General features: G+C 32.3%; 18 protein-coding genes. 11 read left to right on the plus strand and 7 right to left on the minus strand.

Going from position 1 to position 23101, the window contains the following annotated elements; all coding sequences use genetic code 11:
- Window positions 1–113: 113 nt before the first annotated feature.
- Window positions 114–836 carry a TrmH family RNA methyltransferase gene (locus EYD46_RS10435; protein WP_130937059.1) on the minus strand — a complete coding sequence of 241 codons (723 nt, stop codon included), beginning with the start codon at window positions 834–836 and terminating at the stop codon, window positions 114–116.
- Between the two features lie 211 nt (window positions 837–1047).
- On the opposite strand from EYD46_RS10435, the gene tamL reads away from it, so the two are divergent.
- The 5 genes from tamL to EYD46_RS10460 all read left to right on the plus strand — a co-directional run bounded on the left by tamL (window position 1048) and on the right by EYD46_RS10460 (window position 8850).
- Window positions 1048–3522: a translocation and assembly module lipoprotein TamL gene (tamL, locus tag EYD46_RS10440; RefSeq protein ID WP_130937061.1), complete on the plus strand. Its 2475-nt coding sequence runs from the start codon at window positions 1048–1050 to the stop codon at window positions 3520–3522.
- 130 nt (window positions 3523–3652) lie between these two features.
- On the plus strand, window positions 3653–4720 hold the full coding sequence (gene fbaA / locus EYD46_RS10445) for a class II fructose-bisphosphate aldolase (RefSeq protein WP_130937062.1): 1068 nt from the start codon (window positions 3653–3655) through the stop codon (window positions 4718–4720).
- Between the two features lie 253 nt (window positions 4721–4973).
- Window positions 4974–5831, plus strand: coding sequence for an acetyl-CoA carboxylase, carboxyltransferase subunit beta (gene accD / locus EYD46_RS10450; protein WP_130937064.1), 858 nt, complete (start codon window positions 4974–4976; stop codon window positions 5829–5831).
- A gap of 184 nt (window positions 5832–6015) precedes the next feature.
- A complete protein-coding gene (gene rpsO / locus EYD46_RS10455) occupies window positions 6016–6285 on the plus strand; it encodes a 30S ribosomal protein S15 (RefSeq protein ID WP_130937065.1) in 270 nt (89 codons plus the stop codon).
- A gap of 306 nt (window positions 6286–6591) precedes the next feature.
- Entirely contained in the window at window positions 6592–8850 is a 2259-nt protein-coding gene (locus EYD46_RS10460; protein WP_130937067.1) for a polyribonucleotide nucleotidyltransferase, read from the plus strand.
- A 58-nt stretch (window positions 8851–8908) separates the two neighbouring features.
- On the opposite strand, the gene EYD46_RS10465 is transcribed toward EYD46_RS10460, so the two are convergent.
- Complete coding sequence (locus EYD46_RS10465) at window positions 8909–9835, minus strand: LysR family transcriptional regulator (protein WP_130937069.1); 927 nt, start codon at window positions 9833–9835, stop codon at window positions 8909–8911.
- 563 nt (window positions 9836–10398) lie between these two features.
- Between EYD46_RS10465 and EYD46_RS10470 the strand changes: the two genes are divergently transcribed.
- Both EYD46_RS10470 and rpe read left to right on the plus strand, forming a co-directional pair.
- Window positions 10399–11262 carry a sigma-70 family RNA polymerase sigma factor gene (locus EYD46_RS10470; RefSeq protein ID WP_027137161.1) on the plus strand — a complete coding sequence of 288 codons (864 nt, stop codon included), beginning with the start codon at window positions 10399–10401 and terminating at the stop codon, window positions 11260–11262.
- 144 nt (window positions 11263–11406) lie between these two features.
- Entirely contained in the window at window positions 11407–12069 is a 663-nt protein-coding gene (rpe, locus tag EYD46_RS10475) for a ribulose-phosphate 3-epimerase (protein WP_130937070.1), read from the plus strand.
- On the opposite strand, the gene EYD46_RS10480 is transcribed toward rpe, so the two are convergent.
- The gene (locus EYD46_RS10480) at window positions 12066–12485 is read right to left on the minus strand and encodes a CBS domain-containing protein (RefSeq protein ID WP_130937072.1); all 420 of its coding nucleotides are present in this window, start codon (window positions 12483–12485) and stop codon (window positions 12066–12068) included. The two genes, rpe and EYD46_RS10480, sit on opposite strands and share 4 nt — an antisense overlap.
- 81 nt (window positions 12486–12566) lie before the next feature.
- A complete protein-coding gene (locus EYD46_RS10485) occupies window positions 12567–13439 on the minus strand; it encodes a zinc-dependent peptidase (RefSeq protein ID WP_130937074.1) in 873 nt (290 codons plus the stop codon).
- A gap of 558 nt (window positions 13440–13997) precedes the next feature.
- Here EYD46_RS10485 and EYD46_RS10490 point away from each other — a divergent pair.
- From EYD46_RS10490 to EYD46_RS10505, 4 genes are read left to right on the plus strand one after another with little or no spacing between them, the layout of a single operon-like run.
- Window positions 13998–14360, plus strand: coding sequence for a fructose 1,6-bisphosphatase (locus tag EYD46_RS10490; RefSeq protein WP_130937075.1), 363 nt, complete (start codon window positions 13998–14000; stop codon window positions 14358–14360).
- Between the two features lie 14 nt (window positions 14361–14374).
- Complete coding sequence (locus EYD46_RS10495; RefSeq protein ID WP_130937077.1) at window positions 14375–15193, plus strand: cell envelope biogenesis protein OmpA; 819 nt, start codon at window positions 14375–14377, stop codon at window positions 15191–15193.
- Window positions 15177–15671 carry a Rab family GTPase gene (locus EYD46_RS10500; protein WP_130937078.1) on the plus strand — a complete coding sequence of 165 codons (495 nt, stop codon included), beginning with the start codon at window positions 15177–15179 and terminating at the stop codon, window positions 15669–15671. Before EYD46_RS10495 ends, EYD46_RS10500 begins: the two co-directional genes overlap by 17 nt.
- Window positions 15672–15677: 6 nt before the next feature.
- Window positions 15678–17192: an ATP-binding response regulator gene (locus tag EYD46_RS10505; protein ID WP_130937080.1), complete on the plus strand. Its 1515-nt coding sequence runs from the start codon at window positions 15678–15680 to the stop codon at window positions 17190–17192.
- A 122-nt stretch (window positions 17193–17314) separates the two neighbouring features.
- Here EYD46_RS10505 and EYD46_RS10510 read toward each other — a convergent pair whose 3' ends face one another.
- The 3 genes from EYD46_RS10510 to EYD46_RS10520 form a co-directional block, all read right to left on the minus strand.
- Complete coding sequence (locus EYD46_RS10510; RefSeq protein WP_130937082.1) at window positions 17315–19336, minus strand: OmpA family protein; 2022 nt, start codon at window positions 19334–19336, stop codon at window positions 17315–17317.
- Window positions 19337–19347: 11 nt separating this feature from the next.
- A complete protein-coding gene (locus EYD46_RS10515) occupies window positions 19348–20265 on the minus strand; it encodes a PorP/SprF family type IX secretion system membrane protein (protein WP_130937083.1) in 918 nt (305 codons plus the stop codon).
- A gap of 42 nt (window positions 20266–20307) precedes the next feature.
- Window positions 20308–23101: T9SS type B sorting domain-containing protein (locus tag EYD46_RS10520; protein ID WP_130937085.1), on the minus strand; the 2794-nt coding region annotated here is incomplete at its 5' end.

The raw sequence follows: 23101 nt of genomic DNA on the forward strand, positions 1-23101 counted from the left end.
TTTATATTTTTTAGGTTAAGATTATCATGATGTATGGGTCGAAAAAATATAACCATCATTTCAAAAATAAACGTTTAATCCACCCTAAAATTGTCATATAGACAATGATCAAGTTAGATATTCCGTTTAAACTCACTTAATAAAATAGCTGTTGCAGTTGCTACATTTAAACTTTCGGTAGCTTGTATTTTTCCAAATCTAGGTATTGCTAAAGGTTTGGTAATTGTACTTTCTATAACTTTAGAAATTCCATTTGCCTCATTACCCATGACTAAAATACCCTCTTTAGGCAGTGTTGCATTGTATACGTTATCTCCAGCCATAAAAGCTCCAAAAACAGGTAATCTTGTATCATTTAAAAACATATTTAAATCTACATAGCTAACATTTACGCGTGATATTGAGCCCATTGTAGCCTGTAAAACTTTCGGATTATAACAATCCACCGTTTGTTTACTACAAACCAAATCTTTAATTCCAAACCAATCACACAACCTGATTATTGTACCTAGATTTCCAGGATCACGTACATCATCCAAAGCTACTATTAACCCCTTATGAGTAATTGGTTTAGGCTTAGGTATATAAAAAACAGCTAAAGCTTTATTGGGGGTTTTTAAAAAACTAATGCGCTTTAAATCTACTTCTGAAATTAAATTTTCAATTTTGGCATCAATATTGAAAGATTCTGTCGTATATAATTGATGAAGTTTAAAATGAGATTGTAGAAGCTCTCTTATTGTTTTAACGCCTTCGGCTACAAAGTAGCCTTCTGCAAGTCTATATTTTTTTTGACCTAATCGGTTTATTAATTTTATTTGGTTTTTTGAAAGCATCTCACAGAAATAGTTATGCAAACATAAAGAAAAAGCTAAACTATTTTTACTTTGGTTTAGCAGGGTAAATTTAATTTGAAATAGTGTATTTTTGAACCTAACAGTTGTAAATTAAACCAATTAAAATGCAACTAAATTTTAACCTAAATCTATAACGGTTTTATTGTAAGTGTATTTAAAGCAGCATTTTATTAAAATATTATTATTTGTTATGCTTTCTAGCTGTTTTACATCTTGTAATACAGTTAAAAGAGTTGCTAAAGACGAACACCTCTTAACCAATAATACGATTGTTATTGATGGTAAAAAGAATAAATCTGAACTCTTAAACAGTCTTATCTATCAAAAACCCAATAGCAAAATACCTCTACGTCTTGGTATTTACAATTTGGCACGCCCAAATATAGATTCTATTCTCACAGATAAATTAACGGACTCTAGTAAAAAGGGGCTCAAACGTTTTTTATCAAAGAAACAGTATTATAAAATGCAGGAGTCTAAATTACATTTTAACCAATGGCTTAAAAAAACTGGCGAAGCTCCTGTAATTTTAAATGAAGATAAAACAAAAAAATCTGTAAAGCGACTTCAGGATTATTATATAAATAATGGATGGTTTAATGTTTCAGGAAATTACAATATTGAAAGAGGGGATAATAAACGTGCCGAAGTTACATACAATATTGAAAAGGGCCCAGCTTTTATTATTGATTCAATTTCCGAAAACATTGCTTCTCCTGCTGTTGAAACACTTTACCCAAGATTTAGAAAAAATGCATTAGTAAAAAAAGGAGAACAATACAAAACAATAAATTTTGAATTAGAACGAGAACGGATTTCTGGTTTACTAAGAAATCATGGATTATTTCATTTTAAACAAGATTATATTACAGTTGAAATTGATACCATAGGCACCAACAATAAGGTAAATGTAAATTTCAACATTCAAAATAGAGCAGTAAGAACACCTGATTCTATTTTACGAAAACCATTCAAAATTTTTAAGGTAAAAGATGTTAATGTTTATACAGACCATACTTTTGCCAATAAAGGAACTCTAGTTAAAGACTCTATTACCTACAACAATTTCAAACTTTATAGTTATGGAGACATGCGTTTTAAACCAAAGGCCATTACTGATGCCATTTTTATAGCGCCAAACTCTTTATTTAAAGATATTGATAGAACTTATACTTATAGACATTTAAACGAATTGCGAACGTTTAAATATCCTGATATTGAATATGTAGAAGAAAATGACACGACATTAACTGCTAATATTTATCTCACACCGTTAAAAAAGTTTAGCCTTGGTTTTAGTACTGAAGCGTCAACTAGTAATATCCAAAGAGTTGGTCTCGCATTGAACCCTAGCTTAACCATTAGAAATATATTTAAGGGAGCTGAAACCTTTGAAATCTCAGGAACAGCGGCTATTGGTTCTTCTGTTGAACCAAATAGACAGGTAGGTGATCCATTTTTTGACATCAATGAATTGGCTCTAGATTTAAGATTAACAATTCCAAGATTATTTTCTCCATTTAATACAGAAAAAATTATTCCTAAATATATGTCTCCATCCACACGAATTACCTTATCAGGATCTGGACAAACCAACATTGGATTAGACAAACAAGCATTAAGCGGAATTTTCAGCTACAATTGGAGACCAAATACCAAAGTAACAAATCAGTTAGATCTTTTTAATATACAATATGTTAGGAACTTAAATACTGATAATTATTTTGATATATACACTACTTCTTTTAGAAGATTAAATGACATTGCACAATCTATAAATTATACAGGTGGAAGTGAACTCTCAAAACCTGAAGGTGCAGAAACCTTTATTTCTGACGTTTTAAACAATAACACAGCCTTAAACTCAAGTGATGAAGATTTTAGAAGAGTTTCAGCAATTAATGAGCGTAAAGATAGATTAACTGAAGACAACTTAATTTTATCAACCAGTTTTAATTTTATAAAAGATAATAGAACTAGTTTGCTGGATGAAGATTTTTCTATTTTTAGATTTAGAATTGAATCTGCTGGTACACTTTTAGCTAATGCATCAAAATTATTAGGTTTAAAAAAAGATGCTAATGATAGGTTTAATATTTTTGATGTAGCATTTTCACAATACATTAAAACTGAATTCGACTATGTAAAGCGATGGGATTTAGGAAAACAAAACATATTTGCTATACGTAGCTTCTTTGGCATTGCTATTCCCTATGGAAATTCAGATAACATTCCATTTGCAAAAAGTTTCTTTGGTGGTGGAGCTAACGACAATAGAGCATGGACTGCCTATGCTTTAGGGCCAGGAAGCTCAGAAAGCACTGATGAATTTAATGAAGCTAACCTTAAAATTGCTTTAAGTGCAGAACAACGCTTTAACTTGTTTGGCAGTTTAAATGGTGCCTTATTTGTAGATGCTGGAAACATATGGAATGCTCTAGATGATGTTAACGATCCTCGTGCTACATTTTCTGGTTTAAATTCTCTAAGAGACATTGCTGTAGGTTCTGGCTTTGGATTACGTTATGATTTTAGTTTCTTTCTGTTTCGTTTCGATGTTGGTTTTAAAACTTACGATCCTTCTTATCGTGATGAAAATCGCTGGTTTAACGACTACAACTTTAAAAATGCCGTGTACAACATTGGTATTAACTATCCTTTTTAACATTTAGTGCTTTTAAGTAAAAAAACTATAACGTTTTAGCAATTAAAATTCTATTTTCATAATAAATACTTAAGTTAAAAACTATTAAAATGATTATTTTTGTTAATCAAATTAAAAACCACTTAAAACAATGGCACATAATATAAAACCAGGAGTTGCTACTGGAGATGAAGTACAAGCTATTTTTAACCATGCAAAAGCTAACGGATATGCTTTACCAGCTGTAAATGTAATTGGTTCAGATAGTATCAATGGCGTTATGGAAGCGGCTAGAGATTTAAATGCTCCAGTAATTATTCAATTTTCAAATAGTGGCGCACAGTTTAACGCTGGAAAGGGTTTAAGTAATGATGGGCAAAAATCAGCAATTGCAGGGGCAGTTGCGGGAGCAAAACATGTGCATACATTAGCTGAATCTTATGGTGTAACTGTTATTTTGCATACAGACCACTGTGCTAAAAAATTATTGCCTTGGATAGATGGATTACTAGATGCAAGTGAAGTACATTATAAAGAAACTGGAAAATCATTATTCAGTTCTCACATGATAGACTTGTCTGAAGAGCCCATTGAAGAAAACATTGAAATTTGCAAACAATATCTTGAGCGCATGTCTAAAATGGATATGACTTTAGAAATAGAATTAGGTATTACCGGTGGAGAAGAAGATGGTGTTGACAATACTGATGTTGATGCTTCTAAATTATACACTCAACCTGAAGAAGTTGCTTATGCCTATGAAGAATTAAGCAAAGTAAGTCCTAGATTTACTATTGCTGCTGCTTTTGGAAATGTACATGGTGTATACAAACCAGGAAATGTAAAATTAACTCCAAAAATCCTTAAAAACTCTCAAGAATATATCTCAGAGAAATATGGTGTAGAACATAACCACATAGATTTTGTATTTCACGGTGGTTCTGGTTCTACATTAGAAGAGATTAGAGAAGCTATTAGCTATGGTGTTATTAAAATGAATATTGATACAGATTTACAATATGCATTTATGACTGGTATTAGAGATTATATGGGAGATAAATCAGAGTATCTAAAATCTCAAATAGGTAATCCTGATGGCGATGATGTTCCTAATAAAAAATTCTATGACCCAAGAGTATGGTTACGTGAAGGTGAAAAAACTTTTGTTGCCAGACTTAAAAAAGCATTTGAAGACTTAAATAATGTTAATTCCTTGTAAAACAAGGTAATTTACTACAAATTATATTGAAAAAAGGTTTTGCTTATAGCAAGACCTTTTTTAGTTAAAAAACTATTGTACAAACAGTTATACATTAAAGTTTAATAAAATCAGTAGGGTGTTACTCCAAAAATAAAAAAAGGGTTAATTTTGTAAACTAGTTTATTTCTTAAAGTTGTAAACTTTAAATTTTGAAACGGTTATAAATTGATTTTTTCAATCCAAAACCGTTTATTTAAAATCTGAAATCTATATGTCTTGGTTTAAGAGAACAAATAAAGGAATACAAACAAAAACGGAGGAGAAAAAAGACACACCTAAAGGCTTGTGGTACAAATCTCCAACAGGTAAAATTGTAGATACCAAAGAGCTTGAACAAAACTTTTATGTAAGTCCAGAAGATGGATACCATGTTAGAATTGGTAGTAAAGAATATTTTGAAATCCTTTTTGATGACAATAAATTTAAGGAGTTAGATAGCAAACTAGAATCTAAAGACCCTTTAAAATTTGTAGATACTAAAAAATACCCTGAGCGTTTAAAAACTGCTCAAGAAAAAACAAAACTTAAAGATGCAGTTAGGGTAGCAGTTGGAAAATCTAAGGGTAAAGATTTAGTGGTTGCATGTATGGACTTTTCTTTTATAGGTGGCTCAATGGGAAGTGTAGTTGGCGAAAAAATTGCTCGTGCAGCAGATCATTCTTTAAAACATAATATTCCACTACTAGTGATTTCAAAATCTGGAGGTGCTAGAATGATGGAAGCAGCGTTATCATTAATGCAATTGGCAAAAACTTCAGTAAAATTGGCACAATTGGCAGAAGCTAAAATACCTTATATTTCATTATGTACTGATCCTACAACGGGTGGTACTACAGCGTCTTTTGCTATGTTAGGAGATATTAATATTAGTGAGCCTGGTGCTCTGATAGGTTTTGCTGGACCTAGAATTGTACGAGATACTACTGGTAAAGAACTTCCCGAAGGTTTCCAAACTTCAGAATTTCTTTTAGATCATGGTTTCTTAGATTTTATCACACATAGAAAAGAATTAAAGGCTAATGTAAATAAGTATATTGATTTAATTTCAAATAGCCCTTTAAGAGCATAGTTTAAAATATTTATCAAAAAAGATTAGACTCAGAACTTGTATGTAGTTGTGAGTCTTTTTTTTTAGAATTTTGAGCACTATAGAAAACCACAGAAAAAATTAATTAAATATAAAAAAGATGTATATTTGCCGCTTGAAAGAAAGACTTTCATAGTACATAACAATAATTTACAATAATATTAGCATGTATTTAACTAAAGAAAAGAAAGAGGAGATTTTCGCAAAACACGGTAAAGGAAAAAACGATACTGGTACTGCAGAAGCTCAAATTGCGTTGTTTACGCACAGAATTAATCACTTAACAGAGCACTTAAAGAAAAATCGTAAAGATTATAATACTGAGCGTTCATTAGTAAAATTAGTAGGAAAGCGTCGCTCTTTATTAGATTACTTAACTAAGAAAGATATCTTAAGATATCGTGCGATAGTAAAAGAGTTAGGATTAAGAAAATAAACAGGATAAGAGAGGTTTACATTAGTAAGCCTCTTTTTTCTTTTTGCGTTAGGGATTGAACGGCATGTTTAAGCTCCCCGACCTAAGGAGGGAGCGAGTAGTGAAAGCCCGCCCCCTTGTGGGTAACGCCCAAAACATATAACTCTAGCGAAAGAGTTTAAACTTCGCATTATTTATAAGAAGCTAATTATAGTTTTTCATTGGTCGAGACCTTTTATGGTCGCTCACACAACAACTACACACAACACAACGACCATTGTTTAACCTGATTCGAGCATAATATTGCTTGATTACAAGAAAAAATTTATGATTCCACAAACATTTAAAGAGGTTATAGACCTTGGGGACGGTAGAGAAATTTCTATTGAAACCGGAAAATTAGCAAAACAGGCACATGGTTCTGTTGTTGTACAATCTGGAAAATGTATGCTTTTGTGTACAGTTGTTTCTAACTATCATCAAGCCGATGTAGACTTTTTGCCTTTAACGGTAGATTATCGTGAGAAGTTTGCAGCAGCAGGAAGATACCCAGGCGGTTTCTTTAAAAGAGAAGCGAGACCTAGTGATGGTGAAGTTTTAACGATGCGTTTAGTAGACCGTGTTTTGCGTCCGCTTTTCCCTAAAGATTACCATGCAGAAACACAGGTAATGATTCAATTAATGTCTCATGACCCTGAAGTGATGCCAGATGCTATGGCTGGTTTAGCAGCATCAGCAGCTATTCAATTATCTGATATTCCTTTTGAAACTGCAATTTCTGAGGTAAGAGTTGCCCGTATTAACGGTAAGTTTATTATTAATCCTTCGTATGCGCAATTAGAAGAATCTGACATTGATATGATGATTGGTGCTTCGGCAGATTCTGTAATGATGGTTGAAGGTGAGATGGACGAGATTTCTGAAGAAGAAATGGTTGAAGCGATTAAAGCTGCACATGAAGCTATTAAAGCACAATGTGATGCGCAGTTAAAATTGGCCGAAGCTTTTGGTAAAAAAGAAACTCGTGAATATGATCCTGAAGTTGAAGACGAAGATTTGGCAAAGAAAATTCACGACATGGTTTATGACAAAACCTATGCCATTGCTAAAGCTGGCTCTGCCAAACACGAGAGAGGCGAAGCTTTTAGTAAAATAAAAGAAGAAGTTTTTGAATCTTTTTCTGAAGAAGAACAGGATGAGTTAGGAAAACTGATTCATAAATATGTAGCAAAAGCTCAAAAAGAAGCGATTAGAAATTTAACGCTTGACGAAGGCTTACGTTTAGATGGACGCCAAACTACAGATATAAGGCCTATATGGTGTGAGGTAGATTACTTACCTTCTACTCATGGGTCTGCTATTTTTACTCGTGGAGAAACTCAAGCTTTAGCTACTGTAACATTAGGAACTTCACGTGAAGCAAACCAAATTGATATGCCTTCTTTTGAAGGAGAAGAGCGTTTCTATTTACACTATAATTTCCCTCCATTTTCAACAGGAGAGGCAAGACCTATTAGAGGAACGTCTCGTAGAGAAGTTGGCCATGGTAACCTTGCACAACGTGCATTAAAAGGTATGGTACCAGAAGATTGTCCATATACCGTAAGAGTTGTTTCTGAGGTATTGGAATCTAACGGATCGTCGTCTATGGCAACAGTATGTTCTGGTACAATGGCGTTGATGGATGCTGGTGTTCAGCTTAAAAAGCCAGTTTCTGGTATTGCCATGGGATTAATTTCTGACGGAGATAAGTATGCTGTATTATCTGATATTCTTGGAGATGAAGATCATTTAGGAGATATGGACTTTAAAGTAACAGGTACTGCTGATGGTATTACCGCTACCCAAATGGACATTAAAATTAAAGGACTTTCATACGAAATTTTAGTAAAGGCTTTAATGCAAGCACGAGATGGGCGCTTACATATTTTAAGCAAATTAACAGATACTATAGCTGCGCCTAATGCAGATGTTAAATCTCATGCACCAAAAATGGTAACTCGTGTAATACCTGGTGAGTATATTGGTGCTGTTATTGGTTCTGGAGGTAAAGTCATTCAAGAATTACAGAAAGAAACCAACACTACCATTGTTATTAATGAAGATCCAGTTACTGAAGAGGGTATCGTTGAAATTCTAGGAGTAGGCCAAGAAGGTATTGATGCTGTATTAGCAAAAATTGATGCTTTAATGTTTAAACCTGAAGTGGGCAGCGTTTATGAAGTAAAAGTGATAAAAATGCTTGATTTTGGTGCTGTAGTAGAGTATACTGAAGCTCCAGGAAATGAGGTACTACTTCACGTAAGCGAATTAGCTTGGGAACGTACCGAAAATGTTAGCGATGTGGTTAATATGGGAGATGTTTTTGATGTGAAGTATTTTGGTTTCGACCCTAAAACACGCAAAGAAAAAGTATCTCGTAAGGCTATTTTACCAAAACCTGAAGGTTGGCAACCAAGACCTCCAAGAGATAATAACAGTAGAGGTGGTCGTGATAACCGAAACAGAGGTAATCGTGATAATAATCGTAATCGTGATAACCGTAGAGACGATAGAAAACCTAGAGAGGATAATAACGAAGACTAATTAATTTTCTTTCCTAGTTATATAGAATTAAAAACCGCTTCCTTTAGAAGCGGTTTTTTTATTTGTACTGATCCAACCAACTAAAATGTTTGTTTATTATATCATCTTTATGCTCGTTAATATAATTTATTAGTGATTTAGCTATGGTAGTCATGTTTTTGGAGCTCAACCAAATTAAATTCCAATTGGTTACAATAGGCAATCCTTTAACAGGTATAATTTGTAAATCGCCATAAGTAATTGCATTTTTAATACCTATTAAAGGCATAATTGAAAAACCTAAACCAGAGATTACAGCTTGCTTTAGTGCTTCATTAGACATTAATTCCATTTTCTTGTAGGTAGGAATCTTTTTGGATTCTATAAATTTCTCCATTGCCAAACGTGTAGCGGACCCCTGTTCTCTAAAAATTAATGGTAAGTTTTGAAATTCAGATTTAGACAAATACGCATTCTTTAATTTGTAATCCTTCCCTCCTACCATATATAATTGATTTGGCATAAGTTCAATCCTATTTATTTTTAACTTTTTAGGAATTGTTGACACCATAGCAAAATCAACTTCATTATTCTCTAAAGCTTTAATTACTGATGCTTTATTAGTTACTTTCATTACCAAATCAATCCCTCTATTTTCATTTATGAAATCTGAAATAAAATATGGCATTACATATTTTGCAGTCGACACTATTGCTATTTTTAATTTACCCGCCAATTCTCCTTGGTAAGAAAGTGCTTTGTAGTCTATAGCTTTTACCTCTTCCATAATTTTTGAAGCAGCAGCCGCAACTTCCAATCCAAATTCTGTAATATAAATACGCCTCCCTACAACTTCAAACAATGGAATTTTAAATTGTTCTTGGAACTTTTTTAGTTGAATTGAAACAGCAGGCTGTGTAAGATATAAAGCTTCTGAAGCTTTAGTTACACTTTGTAATTCTGCTATTTTTAAAAAAACTTCTAATTGGTGCAAGGTATAATTCATAATTATCATTTATATATTTCATAATAAATATAAATAAAATTATATGAAATTTTTATATGAAATTTGTAAAAATTTAAAAAAGATGAAAGAAAAGATTTTACAAAGTATTAGAAGAGTGAAACAAACAAGAGTACCAAAAAGAATATTTGCATTCCTATTACTCTTTGCTATTTTTATGCCTTTGTCGTTAAAAAGTAATTCTCTATTTATGAATGAGCTGATAGTAAGCAGCATTATTATTTTTCTTTTACTATTAATAGCGCAGTTAAATCGCATTGATAACTAAAATTCAAAAACATCAACTATTCAACTTCTTTTTTATTTATTATACTTAATGAAGGTCTAAATATTTCATCACAGGCGATTAAGGCCCAATCCTTAACTAAATTCATATTAGAGTTTAATTATATTACCTAAATTCTAATTGTGACTTTTCGTTATCTTTTGTGTCCAAAAAACAAAGAGTTAAAAATAATTTAGCTATTTTGTAACAAAATGTGGTATTTATACGTATAACTATTGAGTGGTATATATTCACAATTTAAATTACAGGAGAATTTTAGATGAGACAACTTAAAATTACGAAGCAGGTTACTAACAGAGAAACTGCGTCGTTAGACAAATATTTACAGGAAATTGGTAAAGTAGATTTGATTACTGCCGATGAAGAAGTTGAATTAGCACAACGTATTAAAGCAGGCGATCAAGTAGCTTTAGAAAAATTAACTAAGGCTAACTTACGTTTCGTTGTATCTGTAGCAAAACAATACCAAAACCAAGGTTTAACATTACCTGATTTAATTAATGAGGGTAATTTAGGTTTAATTAAAGCTGCACAACGTTTTGATGAAACCCGTGGTTTTAAATTTATATCGTATGCGGTATGGTGGATACGTCAATCCATTCTTCAAGCATTAGCTGAACAATCTCGTATTGTACGTTTACCATTAAATAAAATTGGTTCTATTAATAAGATTAATAAAACGTTTGCTTTCTTAGAGCAAAGTCATGAGCGTCCGCCTTCAGCTGAAGAAATCGCAAAAGAGTTGGATATGACTATTAATGATGTTAAAGAATCTATGAAAAACTCTGGACGTCATGTAAGTATGGATGCACCGTTAGTAGAAGGTGAAGATTCCAATTTATATGATGTATTGAATTCTGGCGAATCGCCAAACCCTGATAAAGAGTTATTACACGAATCTTTACGTACAGAAATTGAGCGTGCATTAGAAACCTTAACGCCACGTGAAGCTGATGTAATTCGTTTATATTTTGGTTTAGGTAACCAACACCCAATGACATTGGAAGAAATAGGCGAAACATTTGACTTAACTAGAGAACGTGTAAGACAAATTAAAGAAAAAGCTATTCGTAGGCTAAAGCATACGTCTAGAAGTAAAATATTAAAGACTTATTTAGGTTAGTAATTGAAATACATTACGACTAAATTACGGTAACAACAGTTACACATAACTGTTCGTTTTTTGATTGATGAAAGAACCCGCGGCTGATTACCGCGGGTTTATTTTTTTACCTACTTTTGTCAAAGATTAAAATAGCTTTACCACATGAATTCTAAATTAATAGCGCCATCAATGTTAGCTGCTGATTTTGGCAATTTACAACGAGATACCGAAATGGTTAATAACAGTGAAGCAGATTGGTTTCATATAGATGTAATGGATGGTCATTTTGTTCCTAATATTTCTTATGGCATGCCGGTAATTCAAGCTATAAAAAAGTATGCAACTAAGCCTTTAGATGTGCATTTAATGATTGAAAAGCCTGAACGTTATATTGAGGAGTTTGCCAAGGTAGGTGCGGACATTATTACGGTACATTATGAATCTACTATTCATCTTCACAGAACACTTACACAAATTAAATCAGCTGGATGTAAAGCTGGTGTAGTTCTTAATTTAACAACACCAGTATCTGTATTAGAAGATGTTTTACCAGAATGCTATATGGTATTATTAATGTCTATAAACCCAGGATTTGGAGGGCAAAAGTTTGAAAATATGACTTATAACCGTGTTAAAAAACTTCGAAAAATGATTGACGAACAAGGTTTAAATACACGAATAGAAATTGATGGAGGCGTAACTGATAAAAACATAAAACAATTAGTGGATGCTGGCGCAGATGTTTTTGTAGCTGGAAGCCACGTGTTTAAAAGTAGCAATCAACTTGAAACTATAAAAGACCTAAAGCGTATAGCTAATTCTTAAAACTGTTCTAGCAAATAATTTATTAAATCTGTTGTAGTTATAATACCCACTAATTTATTATTAGTAACTACAGGAAGTGCATGAAATTCTCTTTTTGCTAATATTTCAGCAACACCCTTTATAGTATTTGAAGGAGACACACAAACTATTTTTTTCTTCATAACTTGTTCTATAGTAAACATGTTGTAAACCATAGCATCTGCTGCACTATCATTAGCATCCGTTACATCTGCAAAACTCAATCTTAGTAAATCAGAATAACTCAACATACCAACAATAACATCATCTTGAACCACAGGAATATGTCTTATTTTATGGCTTTTAAATAATTTTTCTGCTTTCTCTAAATTATCGTGTTTTTTTAATGTAATAACTTTTTCTGTCATTATCATCGAAATGGGTGCTTTACATATCATATCGTCACTATTCTTAGTTTAGCTATGTCTAAAATTAAAAATAGAAAGACGGAAAAAGCATGACAAAAGTCATTTAAGCTATTAATAGCCCGAAAATTTAAAGTTTAGCATTTGCTTTACTAAGCTATAAATATTAGGAAACTGTTTTCTAAATTCATTAGACGACTCAATAAATGTTTCAATTAATACGGCTAATAATTCAGAGTCATTAGTAAACGCGTAGTCTCGTAATAAATTAGAATTTTCTAATTTTTTTTTAAGTATGTCATCTCCATTCAATGCAGTTCTTAATGCATTAAATGTATCTACAAAAATAATAGAGTTTATATCTTCGCTTTTTATACTATTAAAATGAATAGCATGAGCAAACTCGTGAATTCCTAAATTAAGTTTATCATCTTCAATTCTGTACCCTTCTAGAAAGTTATCCCATGACATCACAAGCGTTTTAAGACGAGGGTTAAACTCTCCTTTGTTATAAGTTTTACTAAATATTGAGTAATATTCCGTTGGATAAATTAAAATATGCTTCACAAACTGAATGAGGTAATTTCTAAAACCAAACGTTAACATTATTGCTGTTGCCGAAACTAACACTTTAACTTCTTCGGTAATTACAAAACCTTCTTTGCCTTCAAATTTTTTCTTTTTTAAAAATACCGCTACGCGATGTTCAAAAAAACGTTTATACTTATCATCTAGTCTGTTGTAAAAGCTAAATTCATGTTGTAAAATAAAAACTTGACTGGGTTTTAGTTTTCGTTTAAATAAATAAAAATGAATAAAAATAGGGCGCTTAGTAAATGAGGCATACAACATTTCTATTCCGTCTAAAATGGTGGTTATAACTTTCCTAATCAATAAAATCACAAGAAATAAAACGCCGCATAAAAGAATCCCTAAAATTATATTTCCAACAAAAGAGTAATCATTAGATTTAAGCATTAATACCATAATAGGATTCTAGATATAGAAAGTAAATTTAGGGTTTTTAAACGTTATTTGTTAAAGGTTACTATATCCCTTCTAAACTTTATTGTAAAAAAGAAATACTCCACTTAAAAATTTAAGCGAGCTAGTTACACTACATATTAATATTAAAAGCGAGATTGCACACCCATTAACGATACGCTTTGAAAAAACATCAAACTCTTAACTATATCCTTAGAAAAATTAATACAAATAATTAAATAGTTTTATTTGATTTTTAATTTATATCTATAGATATATTGTCAAATCATTACTGAATTTTGGATGCATTTTAATACCCAAGAATAAAACGTATAGAGTAAATTAATACAGTTTCTATTAAATCCATTTTAATTAAATCATCCATATAGTAATAGAAAAAATCACTTGATGTGTATAACCTATATAAAGAAGTAATTTGAAATTCTTTTGAAAACTATCTTCGCTATCTGAATAGGTTTAATACTCTAAAAACCTTCAAAACTTGATTTATTCTATAGTTTTTATACTACTTTTGTAATTATAGTTAAATACTCCCTTAAAATGAAAAAAGAAGCTACTAAAGAACCAAAAGTACATTTAAATGGTAAATCTACAGAAGCCACTTCTAAGATTGATGCCATAAAAGAGTTGATTTTCGGTGAGGATATTCAAGCATATAATTCTGAATTTGAAACTTTAAAGGCTGACATTTTAGCAAAAAAAGAAGAACTTCAAAACTTAATCAGTACTGTAGAATCTGAACTTTTACAAAATATTGATTCGCTTAGCACAGATATTAATATACGAATTACAGATCTTGAAAATTCTATTAACGACAAACTAGATAATCTAGATAACAAAAAAGTAAATCGTAAACTATTAAGTGAGCTTTTCACAAAAATGGGAGAAAAATTGAGAGAGTAAATGTTGAAATCTCGATGAATCAAGATGAGAAACTAAATATCATAAAGGACATACTGCTTACTGATGAGCGGGAACTCGCTTCTTCAATTGAGAAAAAAATAAAAATTCTTGAAAATACTATTAATGAACGGAAAAACCTGTCCAATAAAGTTGATCCGATAATAGATGAAAAACTAAAAGAATTTGTCAAAGAAATACCTGATACGCTTGGTCCTACTATTACCGAAGCACTAAAAGAAGAGATAAAAAACTCAAAAGACGCAGTTGTAGAGGCACTCTTTCCTATTCTTGGTCTAATGGTAAAACGCTATGTACAGCACGAAATGAAACTGCTGTCTGAAAAAATAAACAATCAAGTAAGCAATACATTTTCATTTAAACGCTTTTTTAGAAAAGCAAAATCAAAAGCTTCTGGCATTAACGAATCTGACTTGCTCTTACAAGAGCAGAATAATACTAACATTGAACAGATAATTATAGTTGAAAAAGGTTCAGGTCTGGTACTTGCAGAATATTCAAAACATAAAATGGCAGATGAAGATATGGTTGCAGGTATGCTTACGGCTATTAAGAGTTTTGCTGAGGATGCGTTTAAGAAGGAAGAACAAAACTTACAATATATAGAGTATGATTTGTACCATATACACCTTCAAAATTTTTCATCATTTTACTTTGCAGTAGCCATTTCTGGCGCTTATAATGTGATTTCTAAAGATAAACTAGAAGACAAAATTCTTAGTTTTACCAATAAAGAAAAAATTGTAAATCTGTTAAATAGCAAAACTGAATTAACCTCGAAATTAAAAACTTTTATTAATGACCACCAAATCTAAAAAAATTGTTTTGTTAGGGCATTTTGGGGTTGGAAAAACCTCATTAATAAGGCGTTTTGTAGAAAACAACTTTTCTGAAGATTACAAGGTTACCATCGGAGTACATATATCAAAAAAAGTGATTGAAATAGATGATAAAGCCATTTCTTTCGTATTGTGGGATCTAGAGGGTCAAGATGATATCAATAAAACACGATCGTCCTATTTACTTGGTACAAATGCTTTTATTTACACCTTTGATTTATCCAGACCTGTAACTTTTGAAAACTTAGAAACCGAATTACAATTTTTAAAGGAAAATTATGCAAATACCCCAGTTAAAGTCGTGGGAAACAAAATGGACTTAGTAAACAAGGGATATTTGAAGCAGTATAACGATGCTTTTAATCGTTTTGTCGACTTTTTTGTAAGTGCAAAAACTGGTAGTAGAGTTGAAACGCTTTTTTCTAAATTAGCTAAAGAGTTAATTTTAGAATAAGATTTGATGCTAGATTGCTACAAAAAAAAATATCAAAAAAATTATTTTCAATATATCTTAATTGATAACTCAGGGAACGTTCTGGAAAGTGACAATGTCCTGTTTCATATTAAGCTTAATTCCAATATTCAAGATATTCATCCTTTTTTTGAGATAGTAGACAATTTAATTTCAATTAAAAATGAATGTTTTCAATTCTCGTGTGTTAATCTGGAGGTAAATAACACACCCTTTGTAACAGACATTACTGTTCGGACAGAAAACAATCAGGAAAACCTTATTATAATAGAAGATTTAACTAGGCACTACAATAATTATCAGCTAACAGCTCAAACACGAAATGAGTCAATAATAAATGGGCAGATATTAGAGCTAAAAAACGACTATTTGTTAGAAAAGGAAATTTTTAAAAATAATTTTATAGCCAACTTTAGCCATCAACTTCGTAATCCTATAACAGCTTCAATAATATTTAGCGATTTACTTATAAACGGTAATGTTACTCCTGAACAAAAAAATTATTTAAATATTATTCAGTCTGCAAATAAGGATTTAAAACATAGAATTGAAGATATTTTAGATATTTCAAAAATTGAAGCTGGTAAACTTATTTTATCCGAAAAAGTATTTAATCTAAAACAACTACTCAATGATATTACCACTGGTTACAAGACATTGGCAGAAAGAAAAGGTCTTGAGTTTAGTTTTGAAACTGGTAAAAAAATTCCAGATTTTCTGAGGGGAGATCAATACAGATTAAAACAAATTATTGGGAATCTTTTAAACAATGCTATCGCCTATACAAAAAAAGGTAAAGTTAGCTTCAATATATCTCTTAACCACATAAGAGCTAGAAAAGCTAATTTGCGAATTGAAGTCTCAGACACAGGAATTGGGATAAACTCAGAGGATATTGAGTCTATTTTTGAAAGGTTTACTAAAATTAAACCTTCTGAAAACAACAAAGGAAGTACTGGCCTAGGACTTGCTGTAGTAAAGCACTTAATTTCCGAAATGCAGGGAAACATTAAAGTAGAAAGTAAGCTTGGAAAAGGTTCTAAATTTGTATGTAATCTTAGTTTCAAACTATCAAACTATACGGAAGACTTAAAGGAAGGTTTACTAAACTATCAATTATCTAAACGAGATAAAAAGCATCATATTCTTTTACTGGAAGATTCTGAACTTATACAGCTTACCATTTTAAAAATTCTTGCTTCTAATGGGGATTTTTATGTTAATTTAATCTCTAAAGGGGAAGATTTAATTTCTAATGTTGTAGATCAAGATGTAGATATTATTTTACTAGCCAACACTATACAGGGGTTTCAAGCAACAGATTTGGCGTCATCTATACGTAGTTTATCTAAAACATATAAAAAAACACCGATTATAGTTTTATCTACAGAAGCCTTTAAAGAAGATATTAAACGCTTTAAAAAACACGGTATAAACGAGGTACTTGTTAAGCCTTTTGATGAAAAAAAACTATTACAAACTATACACAAATATTTAAAATAAAAACGGGCATTGTAACAACGCCCGCTTTCTTATTCTATTAAATGGTTTTAGGGATTTTATTATGCTATTAACTAACCTTGTATTCCATTTGTAATAGAATATTTGTTTTGATTTATTTGTGTTTACATTTTAACAATTATAAATTCTGAGCGTCTATTAAGTTGATGCTCTGCTTCAGAACAACTTATACCATCTGCACAATTGTTTATGAGCTGAGATTCACCAAAACCATTGGCACTCTCAATTCTGTTTGCATCAATGCCTTGGCTAATTATATAATCTCTGGTAGATTTTGCTCTCCGGTCTGACAAACTTAAATTATATGCATTGGAGTTTCTAGAATCGGTATGCGATTCAATTTTAATTACCATTTTTGGGTATTGCGTCATCAACAATACAATTTTGTTGAGCTCAATAGCTGCATCATTACGAATAAAAGATTTGTCTAAATCAAAATAAATAATACCAATCTTAATTTTTAGCACACCTTTTTCTTCAACAATAAGTTCGTTTAGCGTTTCTAAACCTAAGGCAACAACTGTTTCTCCGTTTTCATTTAATGTAAGCATTGGTTTCTCTTTAGGTTCATAACCTGTTTTTTCTGCCGTAACTTTATATGGTGTTGCACAATCTAAAACCGTATTAAATGTATATGCACCAGCAATGTTAGTGGTTGTGGTTTCTAACAACTTACCTGTATCAGATAATAAAGCCATATTTACATTTGAAATACGTTCGCCGGTAATTGAATTCGACACATAACCTCTAATGGCTTGTTCACAAAGCGGGCCATCTGGTGCAGGTAAGCGCACAAAGGAATATATATCATCATCACCCTTTCCTGTTAATCTATTAGAACATACAAATCCTCTGTCTTTGGGTTCATTTACTATAAACCCAAAATCATCTAGTTTGCTATTAAGTGGCGCCCCAAGGTTTACAGGGTTTATAAATTGCCCTTCGTTTATTCTACTTTCATACACATCAAGACCTCCTAAACCTAAGTGTCCATCTGAAGCAAAATACAATGCATTGTTCGTGATATATGGAAACATTTCACGTCCTGCAGTATTTACCTTCGTTCCTAAATTTCTTGGTCTGGAGTAGCCTGTAAAAGTACTATCCTTTTTAGTAGTTTCATTTTCTTCTAATATATCAACTACAAAAATATCTGTTGCTCCAATAGACCCTGGCATATCCGAAACAAAGTAAAGTAATTTACCGTCCTTACTTACTGTAGGGTGTCCTACGGAATAGTCTTCACTATTAAAAGGCAGTTCTTTTACATTTTGCCATGTTAAAACACTATCTCTATTTCGTCTCAATTCTGCACTGTATAATTTTAAATGATTAGTGCCTTTACCATCACGTCCTAAATCGCCATCGTAATTATTTCTGGTAAAATATACTTTAGTTTCGTCTGGTGAGAATGCAAGTGTAGCTTCATGATATCGCGTATTTAATTTATCTGAAAACTCATCAATTAGTTTTACGTCAGATTGAATTTCATTCAACTCCCCTAAATACATATTTAGAAAAGGCTGTTCATTCCAATGATAAATGCGTGTATGAAATGTAGAACTATCTACAGCTGATGAATATACTAGCTTATCCTTATAATACATAGGTCCAAAATCTGAATACTTTGTGTTTGTAGATATATTTTTAAGTACAAACCTTGGTTCTATATCTAAAATATCTTCAACAGTAATTTTCTTCTGACTGAATTTTGGAGACCTATCATCCTTATTTTCAGTACGCTTAGAAAACTCTTTCATCCAGCGCTTTGCATCTCTATATTGTCCTATCCCTTGTAAGGCATGTGCATATCTAAAAACATATTCTGCATCTACGCTAGAATAATAGTTAGAAACTAACTTATCATACCATCTATGGGCATTTTCCATATCGGTATTAAAGTAATAGGAATCTCCCGCTCTTTTTAAAAGATTTACATAAGTAGAATCGTTAGAATTACTAAAGTTTTCATTTTTTCGCTCTGCCTTTTTTAGCTCTAATTCATACAAGGCTGATGCTTCTTTGTACCACATTCTATCAAACAATCTATCAGCTTTCTCATTAGAGTTTTGTGCCTGTATGATGCTTACTGCAGCTAAAAGTAAAAGTGTAATTATATTTTTCATGTAGCTTATGTTTAGAAGAATCGTGGTGATTTTAATTGTTTTTCTCTAGATCGAAGTTCAAAACGCAACATAATTTCGTGCGTTCCAGAATTAAAGTTATTTAATCGTGTTGTAGTAGCATCGTATGCATACCCTAGCATTAATTTTGGACCTAATTGAAAGCCTATTAATCCACTTACAGAATCGTCCCAACGGTAAGCCAAACCTAACCTAAATACATCATCAAATAACACGTTAGCAGATAAGTCTACAATAATAGGTGCACCTACCACAAACTTTCCTAAAAAGGCGGGTTTTAATTTTATTCTTGGACTTAAATCAAAAACTTTCCCTCCTATTAAAAAATAGTGCAAACGCTCTGCAGCAATCGCGTTTTGTACACCATCGTAATGTTCGCTTGTTAAAAAATTGGGTACAGATAATCCTAGATAACTATTATCATTATGCCAGTAAACTCCTGCTCCAATAGTTGGTAAAAATCTGTTATCAATATTCTGTTGAAACACGTTTTCTTGTTCCTGATATGATCCTCTAGACCAATCTACATTTAATAACCTTAAACCTCCCTTAATCCCAAAAGATAGCTTGCTATCGTAATTTAAATTAATGGTATATGAAAAGTTAGCATCTAAGAAAAATTCGTCCGATGGCCCTAACCTATCGTTTACCAAAACAACCCCAAGACCAACGTTTTTACCAACGGGGGATTCTATACTAAAGGTTTGGGTCTCTGGAGCGCCATCCAACCCTACCCATTGTGTTCTGTATAATCCTGTGGCTGTTAAATGACCTCTAGAACCAGCATAGGCAGAATTTACAGTTAATGTATTAAACATGTAGTCTGTGTATTGTGGGTCTTGTTGCGCATTTGCATGGATACATGCAAATGCTACAACTAAACCAAATACTATTTTAAATTTTAAGTTCATCTTTAAATTCTTGTGTTTTAAAATATATACTGTGTTCTTAAATTATCTTACTATATAAAGCCATCCCGATCTTGGTTCAGATCCATCTCCTAAATCTAGGATGTAATAATAAGTACCAACAGGTAGTTTCTCGTTTTTATTTACAACAGCTCTTCCGTTAGAAATACCATTAAACGTATTATCATAGCCTTCTTTAATGTATACCACATTACCCCATCTGTTATAAATTTGCAGTTCGTTATTAGGATAATTGTTAATACAATCAATCACAAAGAATTCATTCTTACCGTTTCCGTTGGGTGAGAATTCATTGTATACATGTAAACATTGTGGTTCTATTGTGGTTTCATCTGTATCATTATTTTCATTGCCATCTATTTGGTCTAAGAATTCTAACGATGCCGTATTTACATAATCGTCAACATCCACAACTCTTACAGACATTTCTAATGTTTCAGAAGTTCCAGCAGATACTACCGGAATAATCCACAATCCTGTTTGCTCATTATAAGCACCTGCTGATGCAGTAGAAGAAATAAACTCATACCCACTTGGTAATACGTCCAAAATCTCGACTGATGTAGCGTCTATACCTCCTGAATTATTTGCAGTGATAGTGAATACTATAATATCTCCTATAGAAGGATTCGTGTTATCTACCGTTTTGGTTACTGCTACATCTGCTATAGGTGTATTTATAAATGCACTGTCTTCATCATCTTCACTTTGATCTCCATCATCGTTATCTGGTAAACTGTTAGGATCAAATTGATCACTTCCAGTAATTTGAGCAATATTTAAATACTCGCCTGCTTGTAATGTTGGCATGTTAACCGTAGCCTCGTAAGTAATCGTTAAGCCTGTTAAAGGCACATTCAAGCCTGTCCAGGTAATGATATTTCCAATAAGTTCGCCTCCATTGCTAATATTGCTTATGTTGCTGTAACCAATTGGTAAAATATCTTCTAGTGAAACTCCAGTAGCCGCATCAACACCTGCATTATCTATTTGTAATGTAAATGTTACTACATCACCCACATTGGCATTCATATCACTTACAGATTTAGATAAGCTTAAATCTGCCGTCTCAGTCATTACCAAAATGCTGTCTTCATCATCTTCACTTTGATCTCCATCATCGTTATTTGGTGTACTGTTAGGATCCATCACATCACTTGCTGTAATTTCAGAAACATTTAAGTATTCTCCTGCTGTACCTGTTGGTTCATTGATTATTACATCAATAAACAAACTTTGAGAACTTCCATTTGGAACTGTTCCTACAGTCCATAATCCCGTAACTTCATCATATATACCTGATGTTGCACTAAAACGGACAAAATCAAATCCTTGAGGTAACAAGTCTATAACTTCTACACCAGTTGCTGTATCTGGACCTGCATTATTTATTGTTATCTGGAATGTAATTTCATCTCCAACATTTGGCATAATCTCATTATCTACAACTGTTTTGACAAGAGATAAATCTGCTAACGCATCTACAGGAGATACAAGTACGTTATCTTCATCATCTTCACTCTGGTCACCATCGTCGTTATTTGGCGAAGAATCATTATCTGCAATATCTGAATTGGAGATTTGTGCAATATTTAAATAATTGCCACTACCATTAACTAACACATCAATCAATAAAGTTTCAGTAGCGCCATTATCAATATTTCCAACATTCCAAATTCCAGTGGTCTCATCATAAGTTCCAGATGTTGAGCTGAATAGGATATAATCAAATCCAGATGGTAATAGGTCTGTGACCTCTACTCCTGTTGCATCTTGCGGACCATCATTGGTTACCGTTATTATGAATGTAATTTCAGATCCCACTAAAGGATTTGTATCGCCATCTACAACATCTTTTGTTAATGATAGATCCGCTATTGAAATTACTGGAGTAACGATTGCACTATCTTCATCATCTTCACTTTGATTACCATCATCGTTATTTGGTGTTGAATCTGAATCAATAGTGTCAGAAGACGTTACTTCTGCAATATTCAAATAATCACCTGATGCATTTACCAATACATCTATAAGTAAGGTTTCTGACTCACCGCTTGCAATTCCTCCTATGTTCCATAAACCTGTGGTTTCGTTATAAGCACCAGAAGTAGAACTAAACAATACAAAGTCGTATCCAGATGGTAGTAAATCTGTAACTTCAACACCTGTTGCGTCTTGTGGCCCATTATTAGTTACTGTAATTTGGAATGTAATCTCCGAACCTACCAATGGTGTTACATCTCCATCTACCACAACTTTTTCAAGTGAAAGATCTGAAACCGATTCAACTGGTGTTACAATAGCATTGTCTTCATCATCCTCACTTTGATCACCATCGTCATTATTTGGAACAGAATCTATATCAAAGACATCTGAAGATATCACTCCTGTAATGTTTAAATAATCTCCTGTACCATTTACCAATACATCTATTAATAAAGTTTCTGACTCTCCTGATAATACAGTTCCAACTGTCCAGAGACCAGTTGTTTCGTCATACAATCCTGATGTTGAACTGTATAGTATAAAATCATACCCCGATGGTAACAAATCCATTACTTCAACTCCAGTTGCATCTTGAGGTCCGTCATTAAACACTCTTATTTCAAAAGTTATTTCAGAACCAACAAGAGGTGTTGTATCCCCATCAACCACTATTTTAGTTAATGATAAATCTGCTTGTGCTGGTGCTATGATCAGTTCGTCTTCATCGTCATCGTCGCCATTACCATCGCCGTCTTCGTCTACCGTATTGTCTGTGGTCGGGTCACTGTCGGGATCGTACTGATCGCTTGCCGTGATCTGTGCGACATTGGTG

The sequence above is a fragment of the Hyunsoonleella pacifica genome (genome assembly GCF_004310335.1).
GTDB classification, from domain to species: Bacteria; Bacteroidota; Bacteroidia; order Flavobacteriales; family Flavobacteriaceae; genus Jejuia; species Jejuia pacifica.

Excerpts from the sequence above, each read along its gene's own strand:
- EYD46_RS10435 (WP_130937059.1), bottom strand. The coding sequence starts at position 836 with ATGCTTTCAAAAAACCAAATAAAATTAATAAACCGATTAGGTCAAAAA.
- tamL (WP_130937061.1), top strand. The coding sequence starts at position 1,048 with ATGCTTTCTAGCTGTTTTACATCTTGTAATACAGTTAAAAGAGTTGCT.
- fbaA (WP_130937062.1), top strand. The coding sequence starts at position 3,653 with ATGGCACATAATATAAAACCAGGAGTTGCTACTGGAGATGAAGTACAA.
- accD (WP_130937064.1), top strand. The coding sequence starts at position 4,974 with ATGTCTTGGTTTAAGAGAACAAATAAAGGAATACAAACAAAAACGGAG.
- rpsO (WP_130937065.1), top strand. The coding sequence starts at position 6,016 with ATGTATTTAACTAAAGAAAAGAAAGAGGAGATTTTCGCAAAACACGGT.
- EYD46_RS10460 (WP_130937067.1), top strand. The coding sequence starts at position 6,592 with ATGATTCCACAAACATTTAAAGAGGTTATAGACCTTGGGGACGGTAGA.
- EYD46_RS10465 (WP_130937069.1), bottom strand. The coding sequence starts at position 9,835 with ATGAATTATACCTTGCACCAATTAGAAGTTTTTTTAAAAATAGCAGAA.
- EYD46_RS10470 (WP_027137161.1), top strand. The coding sequence starts at position 10,399 with ATGAGACAACTTAAAATTACGAAGCAGGTTACTAACAGAGAAACTGCG.
- rpe (WP_130937070.1), top strand. The coding sequence starts at position 11,407 with ATGAATTCTAAATTAATAGCGCCATCAATGTTAGCTGCTGATTTTGGC.
- EYD46_RS10480 (WP_130937072.1), bottom strand. The coding sequence starts at position 12,485 with ATGATATGTAAAGCACCCATTTCGATGATAATGACAGAAAAAGTTATT.
- EYD46_RS10485 (WP_130937074.1), bottom strand. The coding sequence starts at position 13,439 with ATGGTATTAATGCTTAAATCTAATGATTACTCTTTTGTTGGAAATATA.
- EYD46_RS10490 (WP_130937075.1), top strand. The coding sequence starts at position 13,998 with ATGAAAAAAGAAGCTACTAAAGAACCAAAAGTACATTTAAATGGTAAA.
- EYD46_RS10495 (WP_130937077.1), top strand. The coding sequence starts at position 14,375 with ATGAATCAAGATGAGAAACTAAATATCATAAAGGACATACTGCTTACT.
- EYD46_RS10500 (WP_130937078.1), top strand. The coding sequence starts at position 15,177 with ATGACCACCAAATCTAAAAAAATTGTTTTGTTAGGGCATTTTGGGGTT.
- EYD46_RS10505 (WP_130937080.1), top strand. The coding sequence starts at position 15,678 with ATGCTAGATTGCTACAAAAAAAAATATCAAAAAAATTATTTTCAATAT.
- EYD46_RS10510 (WP_130937082.1), bottom strand. The coding sequence starts at position 19,336 with ATGAAAAATATAATTACACTTTTACTTTTAGCTGCAGTAAGCATCATA.
- EYD46_RS10515 (WP_130937083.1), bottom strand. The coding sequence starts at position 20,265 with ATGAACTTAAAATTTAAAATAGTATTTGGTTTAGTTGTAGCATTTGCA.